This window comes from Cellulosimicrobium sp. BMG9.23 (genome assembly GCF_059159985.1).
The window spans coordinates 217846-235444 of sequence record NZ_JBZGBZ010000008.1 but is presented as its reverse complement, the minus strand read 5'-3'; the positions used below and the strand labels follow the sequence as shown (position 1 = coordinate 235444).

The 17599-nt window shown below is 74.8% G+C and carries 15 protein-coding genes and 6 tRNA genes; 10 read left to right on the top strand and 11 right to left on the bottom strand.

What is annotated here, in order from left to right; all coding sequences use genetic code 11:
* Positions 1-40 precede the first annotated feature (40 nt).
* The 5 genes from AC4H2G_RS15795 to AC4H2G_RS15775 form a co-directional block, all read right to left on the bottom strand.
* Positions 41-111, bottom strand: a tRNA-Cys gene (locus AC4H2G_RS15795).
* Between the two features lie 55 nt (positions 112-166).
* Positions 167-238, bottom strand: a tRNA-Gly gene (locus AC4H2G_RS15790).
* A gap of 214 nt (positions 239-452) precedes the next feature.
* Positions 453-527, bottom strand: a tRNA-Val gene (locus tag AC4H2G_RS15785).
* Between the two features lie 35 nt (positions 528-562).
* Positions 563-633: transfer RNA gene (locus AC4H2G_RS15780), tRNA-Cys, on the bottom strand.
* 47 nt (positions 634-680) lie between these two features.
* A tRNA-Gly gene (locus tag AC4H2G_RS15775) sits at positions 681-752 on the bottom strand.
* Positions 753-950: 198 nt separating this feature from the next.
* On the opposite strand from AC4H2G_RS15775, the gene AC4H2G_RS15770 reads away from it, so the two are divergent.
* The 3 genes from AC4H2G_RS15770 to AC4H2G_RS15760 all read left to right on the top strand — a co-directional run bounded on the left by AC4H2G_RS15770 (position 951) and on the right by AC4H2G_RS15760 (position 3142).
* Positions 951-2072: a chorismate-binding protein gene (locus AC4H2G_RS15770; protein ID WP_494366677.1), complete on the top strand. Its 1122-nt coding sequence runs from the start codon at positions 951-953 to the stop codon at positions 2070-2072.
* A complete protein-coding gene (locus AC4H2G_RS15765; protein ID WP_494366676.1) occupies positions 2069-2989 on the top strand; it encodes an aminotransferase class IV in 921 nt (306 codons plus the stop codon). The genes AC4H2G_RS15770 and AC4H2G_RS15765 overlap by 4 nt, the downstream gene beginning before the upstream one ends.
* Positions 2990-3070: 81 nt before the next feature.
* A tRNA-Val gene (locus AC4H2G_RS15760) sits at positions 3071-3142 on the top strand.
* A gap of 114 nt (positions 3143-3256) precedes the next feature.
* On the opposite strand, the gene AC4H2G_RS15755 is transcribed toward AC4H2G_RS15760, so the two are convergent.
* Complete coding sequence (locus AC4H2G_RS15755; RefSeq protein ID WP_494366675.1) at positions 3257-3934, bottom strand: phosphonatase-like hydrolase; 678 nt, start codon at positions 3932-3934, stop codon at positions 3257-3259.
* 92 nt (positions 3935-4026) lie between these two features.
* Positions 4027-5196 carry a TIGR03364 family FAD-dependent oxidoreductase gene (locus AC4H2G_RS15750; RefSeq protein WP_494366674.1) on the bottom strand — a complete coding sequence of 390 codons (1170 nt, stop codon included), beginning with the start codon at positions 5194-5196 and terminating at the stop codon, positions 4027-4029.
* 65 nt (positions 5197-5261) lie between these two features.
* On the opposite strand from AC4H2G_RS15750, the gene AC4H2G_RS15745 reads away from it, so the two are divergent.
* Positions 5262-5969 (top strand): GntR family transcriptional regulator, encoded by a 708-nt coding sequence (locus AC4H2G_RS15745; RefSeq protein WP_494366673.1) that lies wholly within the window; start codon positions 5262-5264, stop codon positions 5967-5969.
* A gap of 29 nt (positions 5970-5998) precedes the next feature.
* On the opposite strand, the gene AC4H2G_RS15740 is transcribed toward AC4H2G_RS15745, so the two are convergent.
* From AC4H2G_RS15740 to AC4H2G_RS15725, 4 genes are all read right to left on the bottom strand, one after another.
* The gene (locus AC4H2G_RS15740; protein ID WP_494366672.1) at positions 5999-7054 is read right to left on the bottom strand and encodes a zinc-binding dehydrogenase; all 1056 of its coding nucleotides are present in this window, start codon (positions 7052-7054) and stop codon (positions 5999-6001) included.
* A complete protein-coding gene (phnE, locus tag AC4H2G_RS15735; protein ID WP_494366671.1) occupies positions 7030-8679 on the bottom strand; it encodes a phosphonate ABC transporter, permease protein PhnE in 1650 nt (549 codons plus the stop codon). The genes AC4H2G_RS15740 and phnE overlap by 25 nt, the downstream gene beginning before the upstream one ends.
* Positions 8676-9452 (bottom strand): phosphonate ABC transporter ATP-binding protein, encoded by a 777-nt coding sequence (gene phnC, locus AC4H2G_RS15730; protein ID WP_494366670.1) that lies wholly within the window; start codon positions 9450-9452, stop codon positions 8676-8678. The genes phnE and phnC overlap by 4 nt, the downstream gene beginning before the upstream one ends.
* A gap of 74 nt (positions 9453-9526) precedes the next feature.
* Positions 9527-10525 (bottom strand): phosphate/phosphite/phosphonate ABC transporter substrate-binding protein, encoded by a 999-nt coding sequence (locus AC4H2G_RS15725; RefSeq protein WP_494366669.1) that lies wholly within the window; start codon positions 10523-10525, stop codon positions 9527-9529.
* A 137-nt stretch (positions 10526-10662) separates the two neighbouring features.
* Here AC4H2G_RS15725 and AC4H2G_RS15720 point away from each other — a divergent pair, with 137 nt between their 5' ends.
* From AC4H2G_RS15720 to pgsA, 6 genes are all read left to right on the top strand, one after another.
* Positions 10663-11934, top strand: a complete 1272-nt coding sequence (locus tag AC4H2G_RS15720) for an alpha-D-ribose 1-methylphosphonate 5-triphosphate diphosphatase (RefSeq protein ID WP_494366668.1) — start codon at positions 10663-10665, stop codon at positions 11932-11934.
* 117 nt (positions 11935-12051) lie between these two features.
* Positions 12052-13698: a CYTH and CHAD domain-containing protein gene (locus AC4H2G_RS15715; protein ID WP_494366667.1), complete on the top strand. Its 1647-nt coding sequence runs from the start codon at positions 12052-12054 to the stop codon at positions 13696-13698.
* Positions 13699-13827: 129 nt separating this feature from the next.
* Entirely contained in the window at positions 13828-14055 is a 228-nt protein-coding gene (locus AC4H2G_RS15710) for a hypothetical protein (RefSeq protein ID WP_494366666.1), read from the top strand.
* 178 nt (positions 14056-14233) lie between these two features.
* Positions 14234-16264 (top strand): threonine--tRNA ligase, encoded by a 2031-nt coding sequence (thrS, locus tag AC4H2G_RS15705; RefSeq protein ID WP_494366665.1) that lies wholly within the window; start codon positions 14234-14236, stop codon positions 16262-16264.
* Positions 16265-16319: 55 nt separating this feature from the next.
* On the top strand, positions 16320-16928 hold the full coding sequence (locus tag AC4H2G_RS15700; protein ID WP_494366770.1) for an HIT family protein: 609 nt from the start codon (positions 16320-16322) through the stop codon (positions 16926-16928).
* Complete coding sequence (gene pgsA / locus AC4H2G_RS15695; protein WP_494366664.1) at positions 16928-17599, top strand: phosphatidylinositol phosphate synthase; 672 nt, start codon at positions 16928-16930, stop codon at positions 17597-17599. Before AC4H2G_RS15700 ends, pgsA begins: the two co-directional genes overlap by 1 nt.

Here is a 17599-nt window from a genome sequence, read left to right as displayed (position 1 = left end):
AGTGGCAGCCCTGAGACGTGCATCGGGGTTGCTGCTCGCGAGGTGGAGATGGGATTCGAACCCACGTATACGGCTTTGCAGGCCGCTGCCTCGCCTCTCGGCCACTCCACCGTGAGACACGCCTCTCTCTCGCTCTCGAGAGAGCCGGTCTGAGAGTGGGCCTCCGAGCGGATGACGGGATTCGAACCCGCGACCCTCACCTTGGCAAGGTGATGCTCTACCACTGAGCCACATCCGCGCGGCCGGACCTTCACAGGGACGTCGCACGAGACCTCAGGATCGAGAGCTCGGGCGTCCCGGGCGTTCCGGCGCGTCCCACATACTAGCCGACTTTCGGCCGAGATCCCGCATCCGGGCGGCACGTCGGTGCGGGGTGAGCCACGGGGTACGGGCACGGTCCGAGGTGCGCGAAAGGCCGCCCCGGTCATGCCGGGACGGCCTTCGTGTCGTGCTGGTGGGCGATACTGGGATCGAACCAGTGACCTCTTCCGTGTCAGGGAAGCGCGCTACCGCTGCGCCAATCGCCCAGAGGGTCCTGCAGGTGGTGCTGGTACTGCGTGTGAGGTGGAGATGGGATTCGAACCCACGTATACGGCTTTGCAGGCCGCTGCCTCGCCTCTCGGCCACTCCACCGCGACCTGCTCCGACGCCCCCGAGGGGCCGGCGAGAGCGGGCCTCCGAGCGGATGACGGGATTCGAACCCGCGACCCTCACCTTGGCAAGGTGATGCTCTACCACTGAGCCACATCCGCGCGGCCGGACCGTTGGAAGAGCCGCCCGATCTCTCGATCGTGCGTCCCCGGCGTTCCGGCGCGTCCCAGACATTAGTCGACCGGAGCGCCCGACGTCCAACCGGCTCTCCGTGCCGTCCCACGTGCCGCCCACTGCGGCGCGAGCGCCCGGCGTCGAGGACACCGTGGTGGTCGCGTGGTGGTCGGTAGCGTGGGCCCGTGCCAGGACCAGGGAGGACGCCCGGCGGGGCGGGAGCCGCGCGGTTCGCCGGGCGCGCCGCGCGCGGCGTGCTCGAGTGCGTCGACGTGCGTCGCGCGCCCGAGCGGCTGCGCTCCGGGGGGCCCTGGTTCGTCGTCGCCGACTTCGACGCACCCGACGACGGCGGGCGCGTGCGTGCGTGGCGCTTCGCCGAGCGCGTCGACCCCGACGACGCGGCCTGGTCCGCCGCCGACGTCGCCGGGGCACCGGCCTGGCGCGGCCCCGCGCCGACGTCGTGGACGAGCTCGCTGGGCCGGCAGGCGTACGAGAGCGCGGTCGCGCACGTGCGCGACGAGGTGCGCGAGGGCGAGGTCTACCAGGCGAACGTGTGCCGCGTGCTCAGCGCGCCCCTCGTGCCCGACGGTGCCGACGGTGCGGGCGAGCCGGACGCGCAGGCGCTCGCCCGGCGTCTGGCCCGCGGGAACCCGGCCCCGTACGCGGGCGTGGTGCACGTCCCGGCGAGCAGCGGCGTCGACCCGGTGTGGGTCGTCAGCGCGTCCCCGGAGCTGTTCCTGGAGCTCCGCGACGGCGTGCTCACCTCCGGACCGATCAAGGGCACCGCCCCCACCGTGGACGGCCTCACCGCGAAGGACCGGGCCGAGAACGTCATGATCACCGACCTCGTGCGCAACGACCTCCAGCGCGTGTGCGACCCCGGGGCCGTCGAGGTCACGGACCTGCTCGCCGTGGAGGAGCACCCCGGGCTCGTGCACCTCGTGAGCCGCGTCGCGGGCCGGGTGCGCGACGACGTGCTCGCCGCGCCCGACCGGTGGGGGCGCGTGCTCGACGCGACGTTCCCGCCCGCGTCGGTCTCCGGCGCGCCGAAGTCGTCCGCGCTGCGCGTCATCGCCGCGCTCGAGACCGCGCCGCGCGGACCCTACTGCGGTGCGGTCGGGTGGGTCGACGGCGACGACGCGGTGCTCGCCGTCGGGATCCGCACGTTCTGGTGGTCGGACGGGGTGCTGCGGTTCGGGACGGGCGCCGGCATCACGTGGGGGAGCGACCCGACGCGCGAGTGGGAGGAGACCGAGCTCAAGGCGCACCGCCTCGTCGGGCTCGCCTCCGGCACACTGGAACCATGACGCAGCCGTTGCCCACTCCCGGAGCCCCGACCGCACCCCCCGAGAACCTCGTCGTGTGGGCGGCCGGCCGCCTCGTCTCGTCCGGCGAGAGGGCGCTGAGCGCGGTCGACCACGGCATCACGGTCGGCGACGGCGTGTTCGAGACGTGCGCGGTGTTCGACGACCAGGCGTTCGCCCTCACGCGGCACCTGCGCCGCCTCGCGCGGTCCGCCGCGGGCCTCGGCCTCGCCGCGCCGGACGACGCCCTCGTGCGCGACGCCGTCGCGCAGGTCCTCGACGAGGCGCGGACCCGGGCGTCGGGCGGCGCGGACCCGGTCGGTCGGTTGCGCATCACGGTCACCGCGGGCATCGGACCTCTCGGGTCGGGCCGCACGCCCGGCGCGCAGACGGTCGTCGTCGCGGCCGGGCCCGCCACGATCGTGTCTCGCGGGCGCGCCGTCCGTTCACCGTGGACGCGCAACGAGCGCTCGGCCGTCGTAGGACTCAAGACGACGTCGTACGCCGAGAACGTCGTCGCGCTCGCCGACGCCGTCGCGAAGGGCGGCGACGAGGCGCTCCTCGCGAACACGCAGGGAGAGCTGTGCGAGGGCACGGGCGCCAACGTCTTCGTCGAGCGCGGCGGCGAGCTCGTCACGCCGCTGCTGTCGACCGGGTGCCTCGCCGGCATCACGCGCGAGCTGCTCCTCGAGTGGGCCGCCGAGGACGGACTGCCCGTGCGCGAGGCGAACCCGGGCGAGCTGCCGTTCGACGTGCTGGACGAGGTGACGGACGGCCGTGCCGGGCTGCTGCTCACCGGGTCCGTGCGCAACGTGCAGCCCGTCGCGTGGCTCGACGGTGTCGAGGTGGAGGCGGGGACCGTGTCGCTCGCGGCCCGGGAGCTGTTCGAGCGCAGGCGGCGCGAGCGCCTCGATCCGTGACCCTTCCCGTGCGCCTTCCCGAGACCCTTCGTGCCGGTTTCTCGATCCGGTCCGGTTCAGGCTAGTATCGACCTCGCACTCGGGCGATTGGCGCAGTGGTAGCGCGCTTCGTTCACACCGAAGAGGTCACTGGTTCGAACCCAGTATCGCCCACCCGGGACGAGAGGCCCCCTGGCCGCGGAGACGCCGGCCAGGGGGCCTCTTGCTGTCCGTGCCCGGCGCGCGAACCGGGCCGACCGGCCCGCGCCCAGCCGTGGGAGGCGGACGTCAGGATGCCGGGACGAGGACGCCGTCGAGCACGCCGGGGAGGTCCGCGACGCTGTCCAGGACGTGCGTGTGCGGCGCGGTCTCCAGGACCGCGCGCGGCACGCCGCCGCTGAGGACGCCGACCACGAGGCCCGCGCCCGCGTTGGTTCCGGCCTCGAGGTCCAGGACGGTGTCGCCGACCGTGAGCACCTGCCGCACGTCGGTGACGCCCGTGCGCTCCATCGCGCGGTGGACCATGTAGGGCGCCGGGCGCCCCGCAGGCACGTCGTCGGTCGTCACGACGGCGTCGACGACGCCGTCCTGCCAGCCGAGACGCTCGAGCAGGAGCCCGGTCACGTCGGCCGAGAAGCCCGTGGTGAGGGCGATCCGCGCGCCACGCCCGCGCAGCGCCGCGAACGTGTCAAGCACGCCGGGCATGGGGACGGGAGGGTTCGCGTCGTACGCCTCGCGCAGCAGGCGCTCGAAGTCGACGAAGGTGTCCTCGACGGCGGACGCGTCGCCCCCGAGCTCGAGGAGGGCGCGGATGGCGGTGCGCTTGTCCGCGCCCATCCAGCGTGCGACGTCGGCGACGGTCGCGGTGCTGCCGTGCCGGCGCACGGCGTCGTGCAGCGCGCGGTAGACGGCGCTGCCCTCCTCGACGGTGGTGCCGGCGACGTCCAGGGCGGCGAGAGCGATCACGGTGTGGTTCCTTCCGAGAGGTGCTGAGGTGCTGAGGTGCTGAGGTGGTACTGAGGTGGTACTGAGGTGGTGCTGCCGGTGCGCGCCGTGCGTCAGGGGCGCGCAGCGACGTGCTCGAGGCCTGCGCGGTCGAGCACGTCCACGGCGAGGCCGAGCCCCGTCGTCATGCCGATGCCCGTGGTGAGCGTCGCGACGTGGACCCCGGGCTCGGGCTCGGCGAGCAGGACCTCCCGGTAGGGCGCGGTCGCGTACGTGCCCTGCCAGCGCTCGACGACGCGCAGGTCGTCGCGGCCGAACAGGTCGGCCGCGAGGCGCAGGAGGACGTCGTAGCCGGCCTCGTCCTGGAACACTGGCGCGTCGACGTCGCGCACGTGCGTGTCGCCGAGGATCAGCGTCCCGTCCTCCTGCGGCGTGGTCATGAGGTTGACGTCCCACGCGGCGCCGTCGGGGTCCGCCGCAGCGAGCTCGGCGGCGACGTCCGCCGCCGACGGGCACGCCGCGAGCGCCGCGTACCGGACCGTCGACCAGCCGGTGAGGAGCGGCGTCGTGAGCGGTACCGGGGTCCCGGGCCGGACCCGCAGCATGTGCAGGCGGCACCGGCGGAGCCCGGCCTCGGCGGCGACGTCGGGCAGCAGGCGGTCGAGGTCGTGGTGGGTCGCGACGACGACGAGGTCCGCGGCCAGCGGGCCGCGCGTCGTCTCGACGCGCCCGGTCGACACCTCCCGCGCCGCGGTGCGCCACAGGAAGCGCACGCCGCGGGCCTCGAGCCACGCGGCGAGAGCCGGTGCGGCGGAGCGCGGGTCGACCTGCAGGTCGAGCGGCAGGAACGCGCCGCCGACGACGGCGTCCGCCCGGACGGGCAGGGCTGCCCGGGCGTGCTCCGCGTCGAGGAGGTGGACCTCGTCGTCGCCACGCTGCTCGGCGAGCTCGGCGAGCAGCCGCAGCTCGGCCGCCGTCCGGGCGACGACGTGCGTCCCCGTCCGCGCGACCCGGAAGCCCGCGGCGGCGCCGAGCGAGAGCCAGCGCTCTCGCGCGGCGAGCGCGTACGCCCGGGCCTGGCCCGCCTGTGCCGTCACGCACACGTGGCCGAAGTTCTGGACGGACGAGCCGACGACGTCGGCCGCCTGCTCGACCACGGTCACGCGGTGGCCGCGCCGGTGCGCCTCGGCGGCGACGCCGAGGCCGACGACGCCGGCGCCGACCACGACGACGTGGTGGCCGGTGTGCCGCGCGTGGTGCTGCTCCGGGGTGCTCGTGCTCATGGTGTCCTCTCCGTGCCGCGGGTGCTGTTCACCTGCGGGCCATCCGGTCCGGGTACGGTCCGCCCGTGGCCAGGTCGACCGAGATCGTGCGGGTGCTCTCCGACGAGCTGTCCCGGCTCCCGCCCGGGAGCCGGGTGGCGTCGGAGGCGGACGTCGGGAGCAGGTTCGGCGTCGGCCGGGCGGCCGCTCGCGCGGCGCTCGAGGAGCTCGAGCGCCGCATGCTCGTGAGCCGCATCCAGGGCGTCGGCACGTTCACGCGGCGTCGGGTCGACTACCTCGTCGCGCCGGGCCGTGCCCCGTCGTGGAGCCGGACCCTGCGGGAGGCGGGCGCGACGCCGCGCGCCGTCGTCCTCGCGTGCGACGAGGTGCCGCTGCCCGACGACGTCGCCGCGGCGCTCGGGTGCGCGCCGGGGACGCCGGGGTTCCGCCTGGTCCGCCGGTCGTTCATCGACGGGATGCCCGCGGCCTGGGGCGTGGAGTGGCTCACGAGGAGCCTCGTCCCGGAGCTGCCCGCCGCCCTGCGGCACGAGGAGTCGCTGGACGCGATCCTGCGCTCGACGGCCCGCGTCCTGCCCGAGCGGGCCTGGACGCGCGCCAGCATGGAGTCCGCGCCGGAGGAGGCGAGCACGGGCCTGGGCTGCCGGCCGGGCGACCCCGCGTGGCTCATCGCGAGCCTCGCGCGGGATGCCGTGGACGGGCGCCCGCTGCTGTCGACCGAGCGGTGGGTGCGCGCGGACGCGGTGCGGGTCGTCGTCGAGCTCGGCGAGGGCTGAGACCGCGGGAGCCGGCGGGGTGGGCGCTCTCACGGCGCGACCGCCGCGCGCGGGGCGGTGCCGGGCGGCCCGGTCAGCAGCGCGCCGACCGCGGCGAGGTCCTCCGCGGGGGACACGAGCTCGTGCCACGGGGCGACGTCCCGGGTCCGGGAGAGCAGGTCGAGCGCGGCGCGCAGGTGGCGCGGCTCGTAGTTGTGCACGCCGGTCACGGTGAGCCAGCCGCGCACGACCCGTTCCGGGTCGAGCGGCACCGCGGGGCCGGGCGCCACGGAGCCTGCGAGGACCAGGCGACCACCGACGTCGAGGACGTCGAGCGCGCGCGCGACGGCGGGGCTCGCGCCCGAGAGCTCGATCGCGACGTCGACGAGACCCACCGGCTCGTCCGTGGCGCGCACCGACGTCGCGCCGAACCGGAGCGCGAGGCCACGGCGGCCGGGGTCGGGGTCGGTCACGACGACCTCCGCCGCACCCGCGTCCCGTGCCGCCGCGACGGCCGTGATGCCGAGCATCCCCGCGCCGCTGACGAGCACGCGCCGTCCGTCGAGCGGACCCGCCGCCTCGACGGCCGCCATGACGGTCGCGGTCGCGCAGCCCGCGGGGGCCGCGACCGCGTCGGGCAGGTCGTCGGGCACCCGGGCGAGCGTCGCGCCGTCGGGCAGGACGACGTGACGCGCGTAGGTGCCGCTGAGCGGCCACTCCGAGGCGAACGCCTCGTGCCCGACCTTGCGGACCGCGCGGCACTTCGCGCTGCGGCCCGCGAGGCAGCGGTCGCACACACCGCACGCCACGGTCACGCCCCACACGACGCGGTCGCCCACGGCCAGCGGCGCGCCGTCGTCGCCGAGCGGGGCGTCCGGCCCGAGCCGGACGACCTCGCCCACGGCCTCGTGCCCGAGGACCGACGGGGCGGGCGCCGACCGGCGCCCCGACACGGTGTGCCGGTCGCTGCCGCACACGGTCGTGAGGCGGACGCGGACGAGGACCTCGCGCGGCTTGAGGTCGGGCAGCGGGACCTCGGTCAGACGGACCACGTCGCCGCCCTCCCAGAGCGCGACGGTGGTCAGGTCAGCTGTGCGCGGATCCATCCGGAGAGCCTCTCGATGAGCAGGACGACGACGAACACGAGGAGGACGATCCCGCCGGCCACCTCGAAGTGGAGGGTCCGGATCGCCTCGAAGAGCAGGAAGCCGACCCCGCCCGCGCCGACGATCCCGAGGATCGTGGACGTGCGGATGTTGACGTCCAGGAGGTAGAGCGACGACCCGACGATCGACGGCATGCCCTGGGGGAGGACGGCGGAGAACAAGACCTTCCACCACCCGCCGCCCACGGACCGCACGGCGTCGGCGGCGTCGGTCGGGATCTCCTCGACGGCGTCGGCGACGAGCTTGCCGAGGAAGCCGATCGACCCGATGCCGAGCGCCATCGCGCCCGCGACCGGGCCGAGCCCGACCGCCGCGACGAACACGACCGCGAGGATGAGCTCGGGGATCGCCCGGACGACGAGGATCGTCGTGCGGGCCGCCGCGTGGACCACGGGGTGCGGTGCCACCGTCTGCGCGGCCAGGAGGCCGAGCGGGAGCGACAGGACGACGCCGATGCCGGTGGCGACGAGCCCGATGGCGAGCGTCTGCAGCATCGCCTCCCACAGGGCCGGGCCGAGCGACGTGAGGTCGGGCGGGACCATCCGCCCGGCGACGGCGAACAGGTCGGGTATCGAGGTGACGAGCTGGCGCGGGTCGATGTCGAGCCGGACGAACGAGAAGACCGTGAGCGTGAGCGCCGCGGCTCCCGACGCGAGGCGCACCGCGCGGTCGCGGCGGTAGCGCGGCCGGCGCGGAGCGAGCAGCGAGCGCCGGATCGCCATGGAGACCAGCTCCATCGCGGCGACGAGCACGAAGATCACGGCGACGATCCCGAGCGCCTTGGGGTACACCAGGCCGCGCAGCGCGTCCTGCAGCGCGAACCCGATGCCTCCCGCCCCGACGAACCCGAGCACGACGGACGTGCGGAGGTTGATGTCGACGCGGTAGACGAACGCGGAGATCCACGACGGGACCACCTGGGGCACGACGCCGTTGAGCAGCTCGCGCAGCCGGCCGACGCCCACGCTGCGGACCGCCTCGCGCGGGCCGGGGTCGGCGTCCTCGATCGCGTCGGCGAACAGCTTGCCGAGCATCCCGACGGAGTGCAGCGCGAGCGCGAGGACGCCCGGCAGGATGCCGAGGCCCAGCGCACGCACGAAGAGCACGGCGAACACGAGGTCCGGCACCGCGCGGCAGAACGTGATGACTCCGCGGGCGATCGTCGCGACCAGCGGGTGCGGCGTCGTCGTGCGGGCAGCGAGGAACGCGAGCGGCACGGACAGGATCGTGGCGAGCACGGTGCCGAGGAACGCCATGAGAACGGTGTCGAGCGCGAGCGTCGCGACCCGGGACGGGTCGTCCAGCCGCGGCGGCATCATCCGCTCGACGAGGTTCGCCACGTCCTCGCCGCCCGCGACGAGCGTCGGGAGGTCGAGGCCGATCGACGACGCGGCGACGAGCGTGAGCAGCACCGACCCGCCGGCGAGCCAGCGCAGCGTGCGCTGCTGCCGGGTCGGGCGGGGCCGTGCGGGGATCCCGCCGCCGGGTCGACCGTCCTGGGGCGACGAGGCAGGCTTCGCCGGGGCCCGCAGCGGCCGGTCGGGCGCAGGTGCCTGGGCCGTCACGCGCTCGCCCCGACGGTCACGGGCTCGGCCGGCGTCTTCGGCGCGACGCGCCGGTAGATCGCCATCGCCTCGTCCTTGGTGAGCCCGGCCGCGGGGCGGTCGAGCACCTTCTCGCCGTGCCGCAGACCGACGAGGCGGTCCGCCCAGCCGAGCGCCAGGTCGACCTGGTGCAGCGTGCACACCACGGTCAGCCCCTCCTCGGCGCACACGCGCACGAACAGGTCCATCACCGCGCCGGCGTTCTCGGGGTCGAGCGACGCGACGGGCTCGTCCGCGAGGACGAGCTGCGGGCGCTGCATGAGCGTGCGCGCGATGGCGACGCGCTGCTGCTGTCCGCCGGAGAGCGTGTCGGCGCGCTGGTACGCCTGGTCGGCGAGGCCGACGCGCTCGATGTGCGCCAGCGCCTCCGCGCGCATCCGGCGCGGGTACGTCGAGATGCCGTACCGGGGCCCGCGCACGCGACCCAGACCGCCGACGAGGACGTTCTCGAGGCACGTGAGCCGCCCGACGAGGTTGAACTGCTGGAACACGAAGCCCACGTCGGTGCGCAGCCGGCGCAGCTCGCGCGACGAGGCCCGGTCGACGCGCGTGCCGGCCACCTCGACCTCGCCCGACGTCGCCCGGTGCAGGCCGTTGAGGCAGCGCAGGAGCGTCGACTTGCCCGAGCCTGAGAGCCCGAGCAGGACGAGCAGCTCGCCGCGCGCGACGTCGAGGTCGACCCCCGCGAGCGCCGTGGTCCCGTCGAACTCCTTGACGAGACCACGGACGCTCACGAGAGGCTCGCCCACCGTCGGACGTGCGGGTGAACCCGGACCGGTGCGGCCCACGGGGGGTGTCGTGGGCACCGTCAGCCCTCGCACTTGTCCGACTTGGTGAGCGTGCAGACCTCGCGCGTGCCGTCGTAGTCGGCGTCCTCCGCCGGGGCGAAGCCCCACGCGTCCTCGTCCGTGAGCAGGCACTCACCGTCGCAGAAGCCCTGCGACAGCAGGTATTCCGAGTTGGCCTTCTCCGTGATGAGCTCCGTCAGCGTCGCGATGTTCTCCTCGCCGAGCGCGTCGTTGCCGACGAACAGCGACCCGGAGATCTTCGGGGACTTCCAGACCTCCTTGAGGTCGCCCTCGGCGAGGTCGCCGGCCGCGGGCAGCGTGTCCTCGACCATCGACTGCATCGCGAAGCCCGCCTCGCAGTCGCCCGCGGCGACGGCGAGGGCCGACGCGTCGTGGCCGCCCGCGAACACGGGCTGCACGCCCGCGGCGAGGTCCGCCTCGGTGCCGGACTCGATGACGCCCGCGTCGATGAGGCCCGAGCTCGGGTAGAGGAACCCGGACGTCGAGCCGGGGTCGACGAAGCACACGCTGCGGCCCTCGAAGTCCTCCAGGCCGTCGATGTCGGCGTTGTCGCCCTGCGTGATGCCGAGCGAGTAGTAGCCGGGCTCCGCACCCTCCGACTCGATCACCGCGCCGAGCGGCGTGATCGCCGCGTCGTTGTGCGTCGCGATGACGTAGGCGAACGAGCCGAGGAACGCGATGTCGACCTTGTCCGCGATGAGGCCCTCGATGACGCCGGCGTAGTCGGACGCCTGGCTCACCTCGACGGTGGAACCGGTCTCCTCCTCGAGCATCGCGATGATCGGCTCGTAGCCGGCGGCGAGGTCGGTGGAGTTCTCGGCGGGGATCGCGCCCAGGCGCAGCACCTCAGGGAAGCCCGAGGCGGTGGTGGCGGCGTCGGAAGAGTCCGAGGCGGCGCTCGTCCCGCCGCACGCAGAGAGCGTGAGCGCCGTGACGCCCGCGAGCGCCACGGCGGCGAAGGTGGTGGTGGTCGTCTTCATGTCGTCGTCTCCGGTCATGACGTCTTCGGGTGGCGTCCGGGGTGGCCGCCGTCGAGGAGTCTGGGAGTGCCGGGAGAACCGCTGGCCCTGGGACGGTGAACGGGGCGTGAACTGTCGTTCACCGTCTCGCCAGGTCGTCCGGACAACATGCCGCCATGCCCCCACCGACCGCTTCCGCCGCCCCGCCCCGACCCGGGGGCGACCCTCGTGACGAGACCCGGGACGAGCGCTGCGACGAGAAGCGTGACGTCAGCCGCGCGCCCCGCGACTTCACGCTCGACGACGTCGTGGCGGTGCTGCCCGACCGGGTCGTCGACGACGCGCGGGTCGTCGTGCGCGACGGCCGGGTGGTCGAGGTGGGCGTGGCCCCGCCGGGGAGCCGCGCGGAGCTGCACGGTGGTGGCGCGCTCTGCCTGCCCGGGCTCGTGGACGTGCACACCGACGTGCTCGGGCACGAGGCGCGGCCCCGTCCGGGCGCCCGGCTCCCGCTCGACCTGGCGGTCCGCACCGCGACCGACCGCCTGGCGACCGCCGGAGTCCTCACGGCGTTCCACGGCGTCGCCTACGGAGAGCGCACCCCCGTCGGGCTGCCCGCGGGCGAGCCCGAGCCGGCGGAGGTGCTCGCGGCGCTCGCGGTCGACGGCGCGCACGACGACGGTGCTCGCGTGCTGCACCGGGTCGACATCCGGTGCCCGTCCGCGGTGGCGGAGCTGCGCGCCGCCCTGCGGGACGCGGGCCCGCAGGCGCACGGTGGGCCCACGGTTCCGCCGCTCGTGTCCCACGAGGACCACACGCCCGGCATCGGGCAGTACGCGCGTCCCGAGACCATGGAGCGCTGGCTCGTCGAGCGCGCGGGGATGTCTGCGGCCGGCGCGTACGAGCACGTCGCGCGGTGGCGCTCCGACCGGGAGGAACGGTCCGACGTCGCGGCGTCGACGCTCGACTGGCTCGGCTCCCTCGCCCGCGCGGGGCAGGTCCGTCTCGCCGGGCACGATCCCGAGACGGCGGAGGACGTCGCGGCGCTCGCGGCACGCGGGGGCGCCGTCGCGGAGTTCCCGACGACCCTCGTGGCCGCCCGCGCGGCGCGGGCGGCGGGGTTGTCGGTCGTCGCGGGCGCCCCGAACGTCGTGCGCGGGGCGTCCCACACCGCGAACGTGTCGGCCCGCGAGCTCGTCGCGCTCGGCCTCGTCGACGCGCTCGCGTCGGACTACGTCCCGGCGACGATGCTCGCGGCGGTGGACGTCCTCGTGCGCGAGGGGCTCGCGATGCTGCCGCGCGCCGTCGCGCTCGTGACGTCGGGCCCGGCCCGGGCCGCGGGACTCGACGACCGCGGCTCGCTCGTGCCGGGCGCCCGGGCGGACCTGGTGCTGGCGCGACCGCGCGGCGGGTGGCTCTCGGTGGCGGCGACGCTGCGCTCCCGGTCCTGAGACGGTGCGTGGGTGCCGCGCCCGTCCGCGCGCCACCGCCGGTGGCCTGCGTGCGACGAGGCCGGAGCGCTCCTAGGGTCGGGGGACGACCGGCCCGACCGCAACGACGGAGGACGGATGGCCTACCGCGAGCACGAGCGCACCCTGAGCGCACCGGACGACTGGACCGTGCCCGACCTGGAGATCGACGGCACGACCGTCTCACGCGCCAGGACCGTGCACCTCGACGCCCTCTACTACGACACGCCGGACCTGCGGCTCCTCGCCCGCGGGGTGACCCTGCGACGTCGCACGGGCGGCGACGACGCCGGGTGGCACCTCAAGCTGCCGGCGCCCGGTGAGGCGCGGGACGAGGAGCGCCGGCCGCTCGGGGACGACGGTGGGGAGCTGCCCGAGCAGCTCCCGGAGGCCGACGACGCCCCGCGCCCGCCCGACGACCTCGTCTCCCTCGTCGCAGGACTGACGCGTCGCGCACCGCTCGTGCCGGTCGGTCGCCTCCGGACCGAACGAGGCGTCGTGGTGCTGCGTGACGCGCAGGGCGCGGCCCTCGTCGAGGTCGCCGAGGACCGGGTCGCCACGGAACGGCTCGTCGCCGCGGCGTCCGAGGAGGACTCTGACGACGGGCCCGGTACGGACGCCGAGCCGGGGACGAAGGCCGAGACGCAAGGTGGGCACCACGTCGACGCGTGGCGCGAGATCGAGGTCGAGCTCCTGCCCGCGGGCCACGAGACCGACGACCTGCCGGGGCTGCTCGACGCGGTGGTCGACGCGCTCGTCCTCAGTGGCGCACACGCGGAGCCGGGCTTCCCGAAGCTCTCACGGGCGCTCGGCGACGCGACACCCGTCCCTCGGGGGACGGGCACGTCGGACCGCGACCGCGACGGCTCGGCGGGCGCCGTCGCCGTGCGCTACCTGCGTGAGCAGGTGGACGCGCTGCTGGACCGGGACCCCGACGTGCGGCGCGACGCACCGGACGCGGTGCACCAGGCTCGTGTGGCGGCCCGGCGGCTGCGCAGCGCGCTCGCGACGTTCCGGCCGCTCCTCGACCGCGAGGTCACCGAGCCCGTGCGGGACGAGCTGCGCTGGTGGGGACGTGTGCTGGGCGAGGCGCGCGACGCCGAGGTCGCCCGCGACCGGATCCGCGAGGTGCTGGACCGGCTGCCGGACGAGCTCGTCGTCGGGCCGGTGCGGGCGCGCGTCGTCGACGAGCTCGACGCCCGGTACCGCGAGGCGCTGCGCACCGCCGTCGCGCACATGGGCGAGGACCGCTACCTCGACCTGCTGACGGCTCTCGAGGACCTCGCCGACGACCCGCCCCGCACCGCCCGGGCCGCCGACCCCGCCCCGGACGTCCTGCCCGCGCTCGCCCGCACGGCCTGGAAGCGCACGCGCCGTCGGGCCGCGGCTGCGGCCGCGGCGGAGGGGGAGCGCCGCGACGAGCTGCTCCACGACGTCCGCAAGGCGGCCAAGCGCGCGCGGTACGCGGGGGAGTCGATGGAACCGGCGATCGGCAAGGACGCCGCGCGCTTCGCGGAGCGCCTCGAGGCCGTGCAGGACGCGCTCGGCGACCACCACGACGCGGTCGCGCTCGCGCGGACCCTGCGCGAGCTGGGGATGCGCGCGAACCTCTCGGGGGAGAACGGGTTCAGCTACGGGCTGCTCGTCGGCATCGAGCGCGAGCGCGCCGACCGGGCGCTCGCGGACGCCGACGCCGCGTGGGAGCGGGCACGCCGCAAGCGCCACCGCCGGTGGACCTCGCGCTGACCCGAGCGCGCCGGTACGGCCCCGGCTGCGTACCGCCGTGCCGTGGCGGTCGGTCCGCCGCCGGGCTAGCGTGCGAGACGGGCGCGGGCCGACCGCGCCGACCCACCGCGCACACCAGGGAGAGCGGCCATGACGGAGAAGACACCGAAGAGCGAGGGCGGTCTCGGCGACCTCCTGGGCCAGGCCAAGGAGTTCCTCACCGACGAGCGCATCGACCAGGTCGCGGGAGCGATCAAGGGCGTCGCGCCGGACTCCGTGGACAAGCACGTCGACACGCTGGCCGACAAGGCCAAGGACGCCAACGGCGACGACGCCGACCGCCGTGACGTCCCCGGCACGGGCGTCGAGGGCAGGTAGCCCTCGCCGCGCCGCGGCCCGTTCCGGAGGTATCCGGTTCGTCCCACGTGCACAGGTCGGTACGATCGAGGGGCGCCGTCGACGACGGCGCCCCTTCGAGCGCCCGGCACCCGCCGCGAGCCTCGATGACCGCTCACCGAGGACGCTCTCGCGTCCTCCCGCCTGCAAGGAGCAGCACGTGTCGGACGTCGTCCAGCCACCAGTCACCACCGCCCCCGAGCCCGGGACCCTCACGGTGGAGACGGCGACGACGGGCACGGAGCTCTTCGCCGACCGCCGCGACGTCGTCGTCGTGCGCGTGGACGGCGTGCTCAAGGATCTCGACACCGCGCTCGCACCGGGCGACGTGGTCGAGCCCGTCACGATCGACTCGCCCGACGGGCTCGCCGTGCTGCGCCACTCCGCCGCCCACGTGCTCGCTCAGGCGGTGCAGCAGGTGAACCCCGACGCGAAGCTCGGCATCGGCCCCCCGATCACCGACGGCTTCTACTACGACTTCGACGTCGAGACCCCGTTCACGCCCGAGGACCTCAAGGCCCTCGACAAGGCGATGGCGCGGATCATCAAGGAGGGTCAGACCTTCCGCCGCCGCGTCGTGACGGAGGACGAGGCGCGCGCGGAGCTCGCGCACGAGCCGTACAAGCTCGAGCTCATCGGGCTGAAGGGCGGCTCGTCCGAGGGCGATGACGCGGGCGTCTCCGTCGAGGTCGGCGGCGGCGAGCTGACGATCTACGACAACGTCCGCGGCGCCGGCCGCGAGAGCGAGACCGTGGTCTGGAAGGACCTGTGCCGCGGCCCGCACCTGCCGAGCACGCGCCTCATCGGCAACGGCGTCCAGCTCATGCGCTCCGCCGCCGCGTACTGGAGGGGCAGCGAGAAGAACCCGCAGCTCCAGCGGGTCTACGGCACGGCCTGGCCGACGAAGGACGCGCTCAAGGCGCACCTCGAGCGCCTCGCCGAGGCCGAGCGTCGCGACCACCGCCGCCTGGGGACCGAGCTCGACCTGTTCTCCTTCCCGGACGAGATCGGCTCCGGTCTGCCGGTCTTCCACCCCAACGGCGCGACCATCCGCATGGAGATGGAGGAGTACTCGCGCAAGCGCCACGTCGAGGCGGGCTACTCGTTCGTCAGCACGCCGCACATCACCAAGGCGAAGCTCTTCCAGACGTCGCGCCACCTCGACTGGTACGCCGACGGCATGTACCCGCCGATGCACCTCGACGCGGAGATCGACGACGACGGCACGGTCCGCAAGCCCGGCCAGGACTACTACCTCAAGCCGATGAACTGCCCCATGCACAACCTCGTGTTCTCCTCGCGCGGGCGCTCCTACCGGGAGCTGCCGCTGCGGCTGTTCGAGTTCGGCACGGTGTACCGCTACGAGAAGTCGGGCGTCGTCCACGGGCTGACGCGTGCGCGCGGCTTCACGCAGGACGACGCGCACATCTACTGCGCGCGCGAGCAGATGAAGGACGAGCTGTCCTCGACCCTCACCTTCGTGCTCGACCTGCTCCGCGACTACGGGCTCGAGGACTTCTACCTCGAGCTGTCCACGCGCGACCCCGAGAAGTCGGTCGGCGACGACGCGACCTGGGAGGAGGCGACCGAGGTCCTGCGCCAGGTCGCCACGGAGTCGGGCCTCGAGCTCGTCGCCGACCCGGGCGGCGCCGCGTTCTACGGGCCGAAGATCTCGGTCCAGGCCAAGGACGCGATCGGGCGCACGTGGCAGCTGTCGACGATCCAGCTCGACTTCTTCGAGCCCGAGCTGTTCGAGCTCGAGTACACCGCACCCGACGGCTCGCGCCAGCGGCCCGTCATGATCCACCGTGCCCTCTTCGGCTCGATCGAGCGCTTCTTCGGCATCCTCGTCGAGCACTACGCGGGTGCGTTCCCGGCGTGGCTCGCCCCGGTCCAGGTCGTCGCGGTCCCCGTCGCGGAGCCGTTCAACGACTACCTGGCGGACGTCGTCGCGCAGCTCAAGGCCCAGGGCATCCGGGCCCAGGTCGACTACTCCGACGACCGGTTCGGCAAGAAGATCCGCAACGCGAGCACGCAGAAGGTCCCGTTCACGCTCATCGCGGGCGGCGAGGACGCCGAGGCGGGCGCCGTGTCGTTCCGCTACCGCGACGGCCGCCAGGACAACGGCGTCCCCGTCGCCGAGGCGATCGAGCGCATCGTGACCGCCGTGCGCGACCGCGTGCAGGTCTGACGCGACGGTGGGGGACGACGCGACCGTCGGGGACGGCCCGACCGTGGGGGACGGCATGGCACCGGGTGACGGACCGACGGTGGAACCGCCGGGCGACCACCCGCGCTTCGACGACGGCCTGGACCGGCTCTGGACGCCGCACCGCATGGTGTACGTCGGCGGGCAGGACAAGCCGACCGACGACACCGTGGGGCAGTGCCCGTTCTGCCGCATCCCGTCCCGCTCCGACGAGGACGGGCTGATCGTCGCGCGCGGCGAGGTCGCGTACGCCGTGCTCAACCTCTACCCGTACAACCCGGGCCACCTCATGGTGGTGCCCTACCGGCACGTCTCGGACTACACCGACCTCACCGCGGCGGAGACGGCCGAGGTCGCGGAGCTCACGCAGACCGCGATGCGCGTCGTGCGCGCGGTGTCCGCGCCCGACGGCTTCAACCTGGGCATGAACCAGGGGGCCGTCGCGGGCGCGGGCATCGCCGCGCACCTGCACCAGCACATCGTGCCCCGGTGGACGGGCGACGCGAACTTCCTGCCCGTCGTCGCGCACACGAAGGCGGTGCCGGAGCTGCTCGCGGACACGCGCGCGAAGCTCGCCGCGGCGTGGGCGCAGCGGGCGGGGCGGCCGCAGCACGGGACCGCCGGCGCGGGGGAGGGGGACGCCTGATGTTCGGCCGCCTCCGGGCCCTGACGACCCGGCTCTTCACCCCGCTCGCCGCGTTCCTGCTGCGCCTCGGCGTGAGCCCCGACGCCGTGACCGTCGCCGGGACGCTCGGCGTCGTGGTCGGAGCGCTCTGGCTCTTCCCGACCGGCCACCTGTTCGCCGGGACGATGGTCGTCATGGTCTTCGCGTTCTCCGACGTGCTCGACGGCGTCATGGCGCGCCGTGCCGGCCGCTCGGGGCCGTGGGGCGCGTTCCTCGACTCCACGCTCGACCGGCTCGCCGACGCGGCGCTGTTCGTCGGGCTGACGCTGTACTTCGTCCGGGCCGATGACGCGCGCCTCACCCCCGACCTCGCCGCCTGGGGCACGTGCGTCGCGCTCGCGTGCCTCGCGCTGGGGGCCGTCGTGCCCTACGCCCGTGCGCGGGCCGAGAGCGTCGGCATGACGGCGCAGGTCGGGATCGCCGAGCGTGCGGACCGGCTCGTCGCGGCGCTCGTCGCCGCAGGGCTCGTCGGGCTGGGGGTCCCGCCCGTCGTGCTCGTCGTCGTGCTCGGCCTGCTCGCCCTCGCGAGCGCGGTGACGATCGTGCAGCGCGTCGCCACGGTCCGTCGCCAGGCGCTCGCCCTGGCGGACGGCGACGACGGACGGGCCGACCGGTCGGAAGGGACGCGCTGA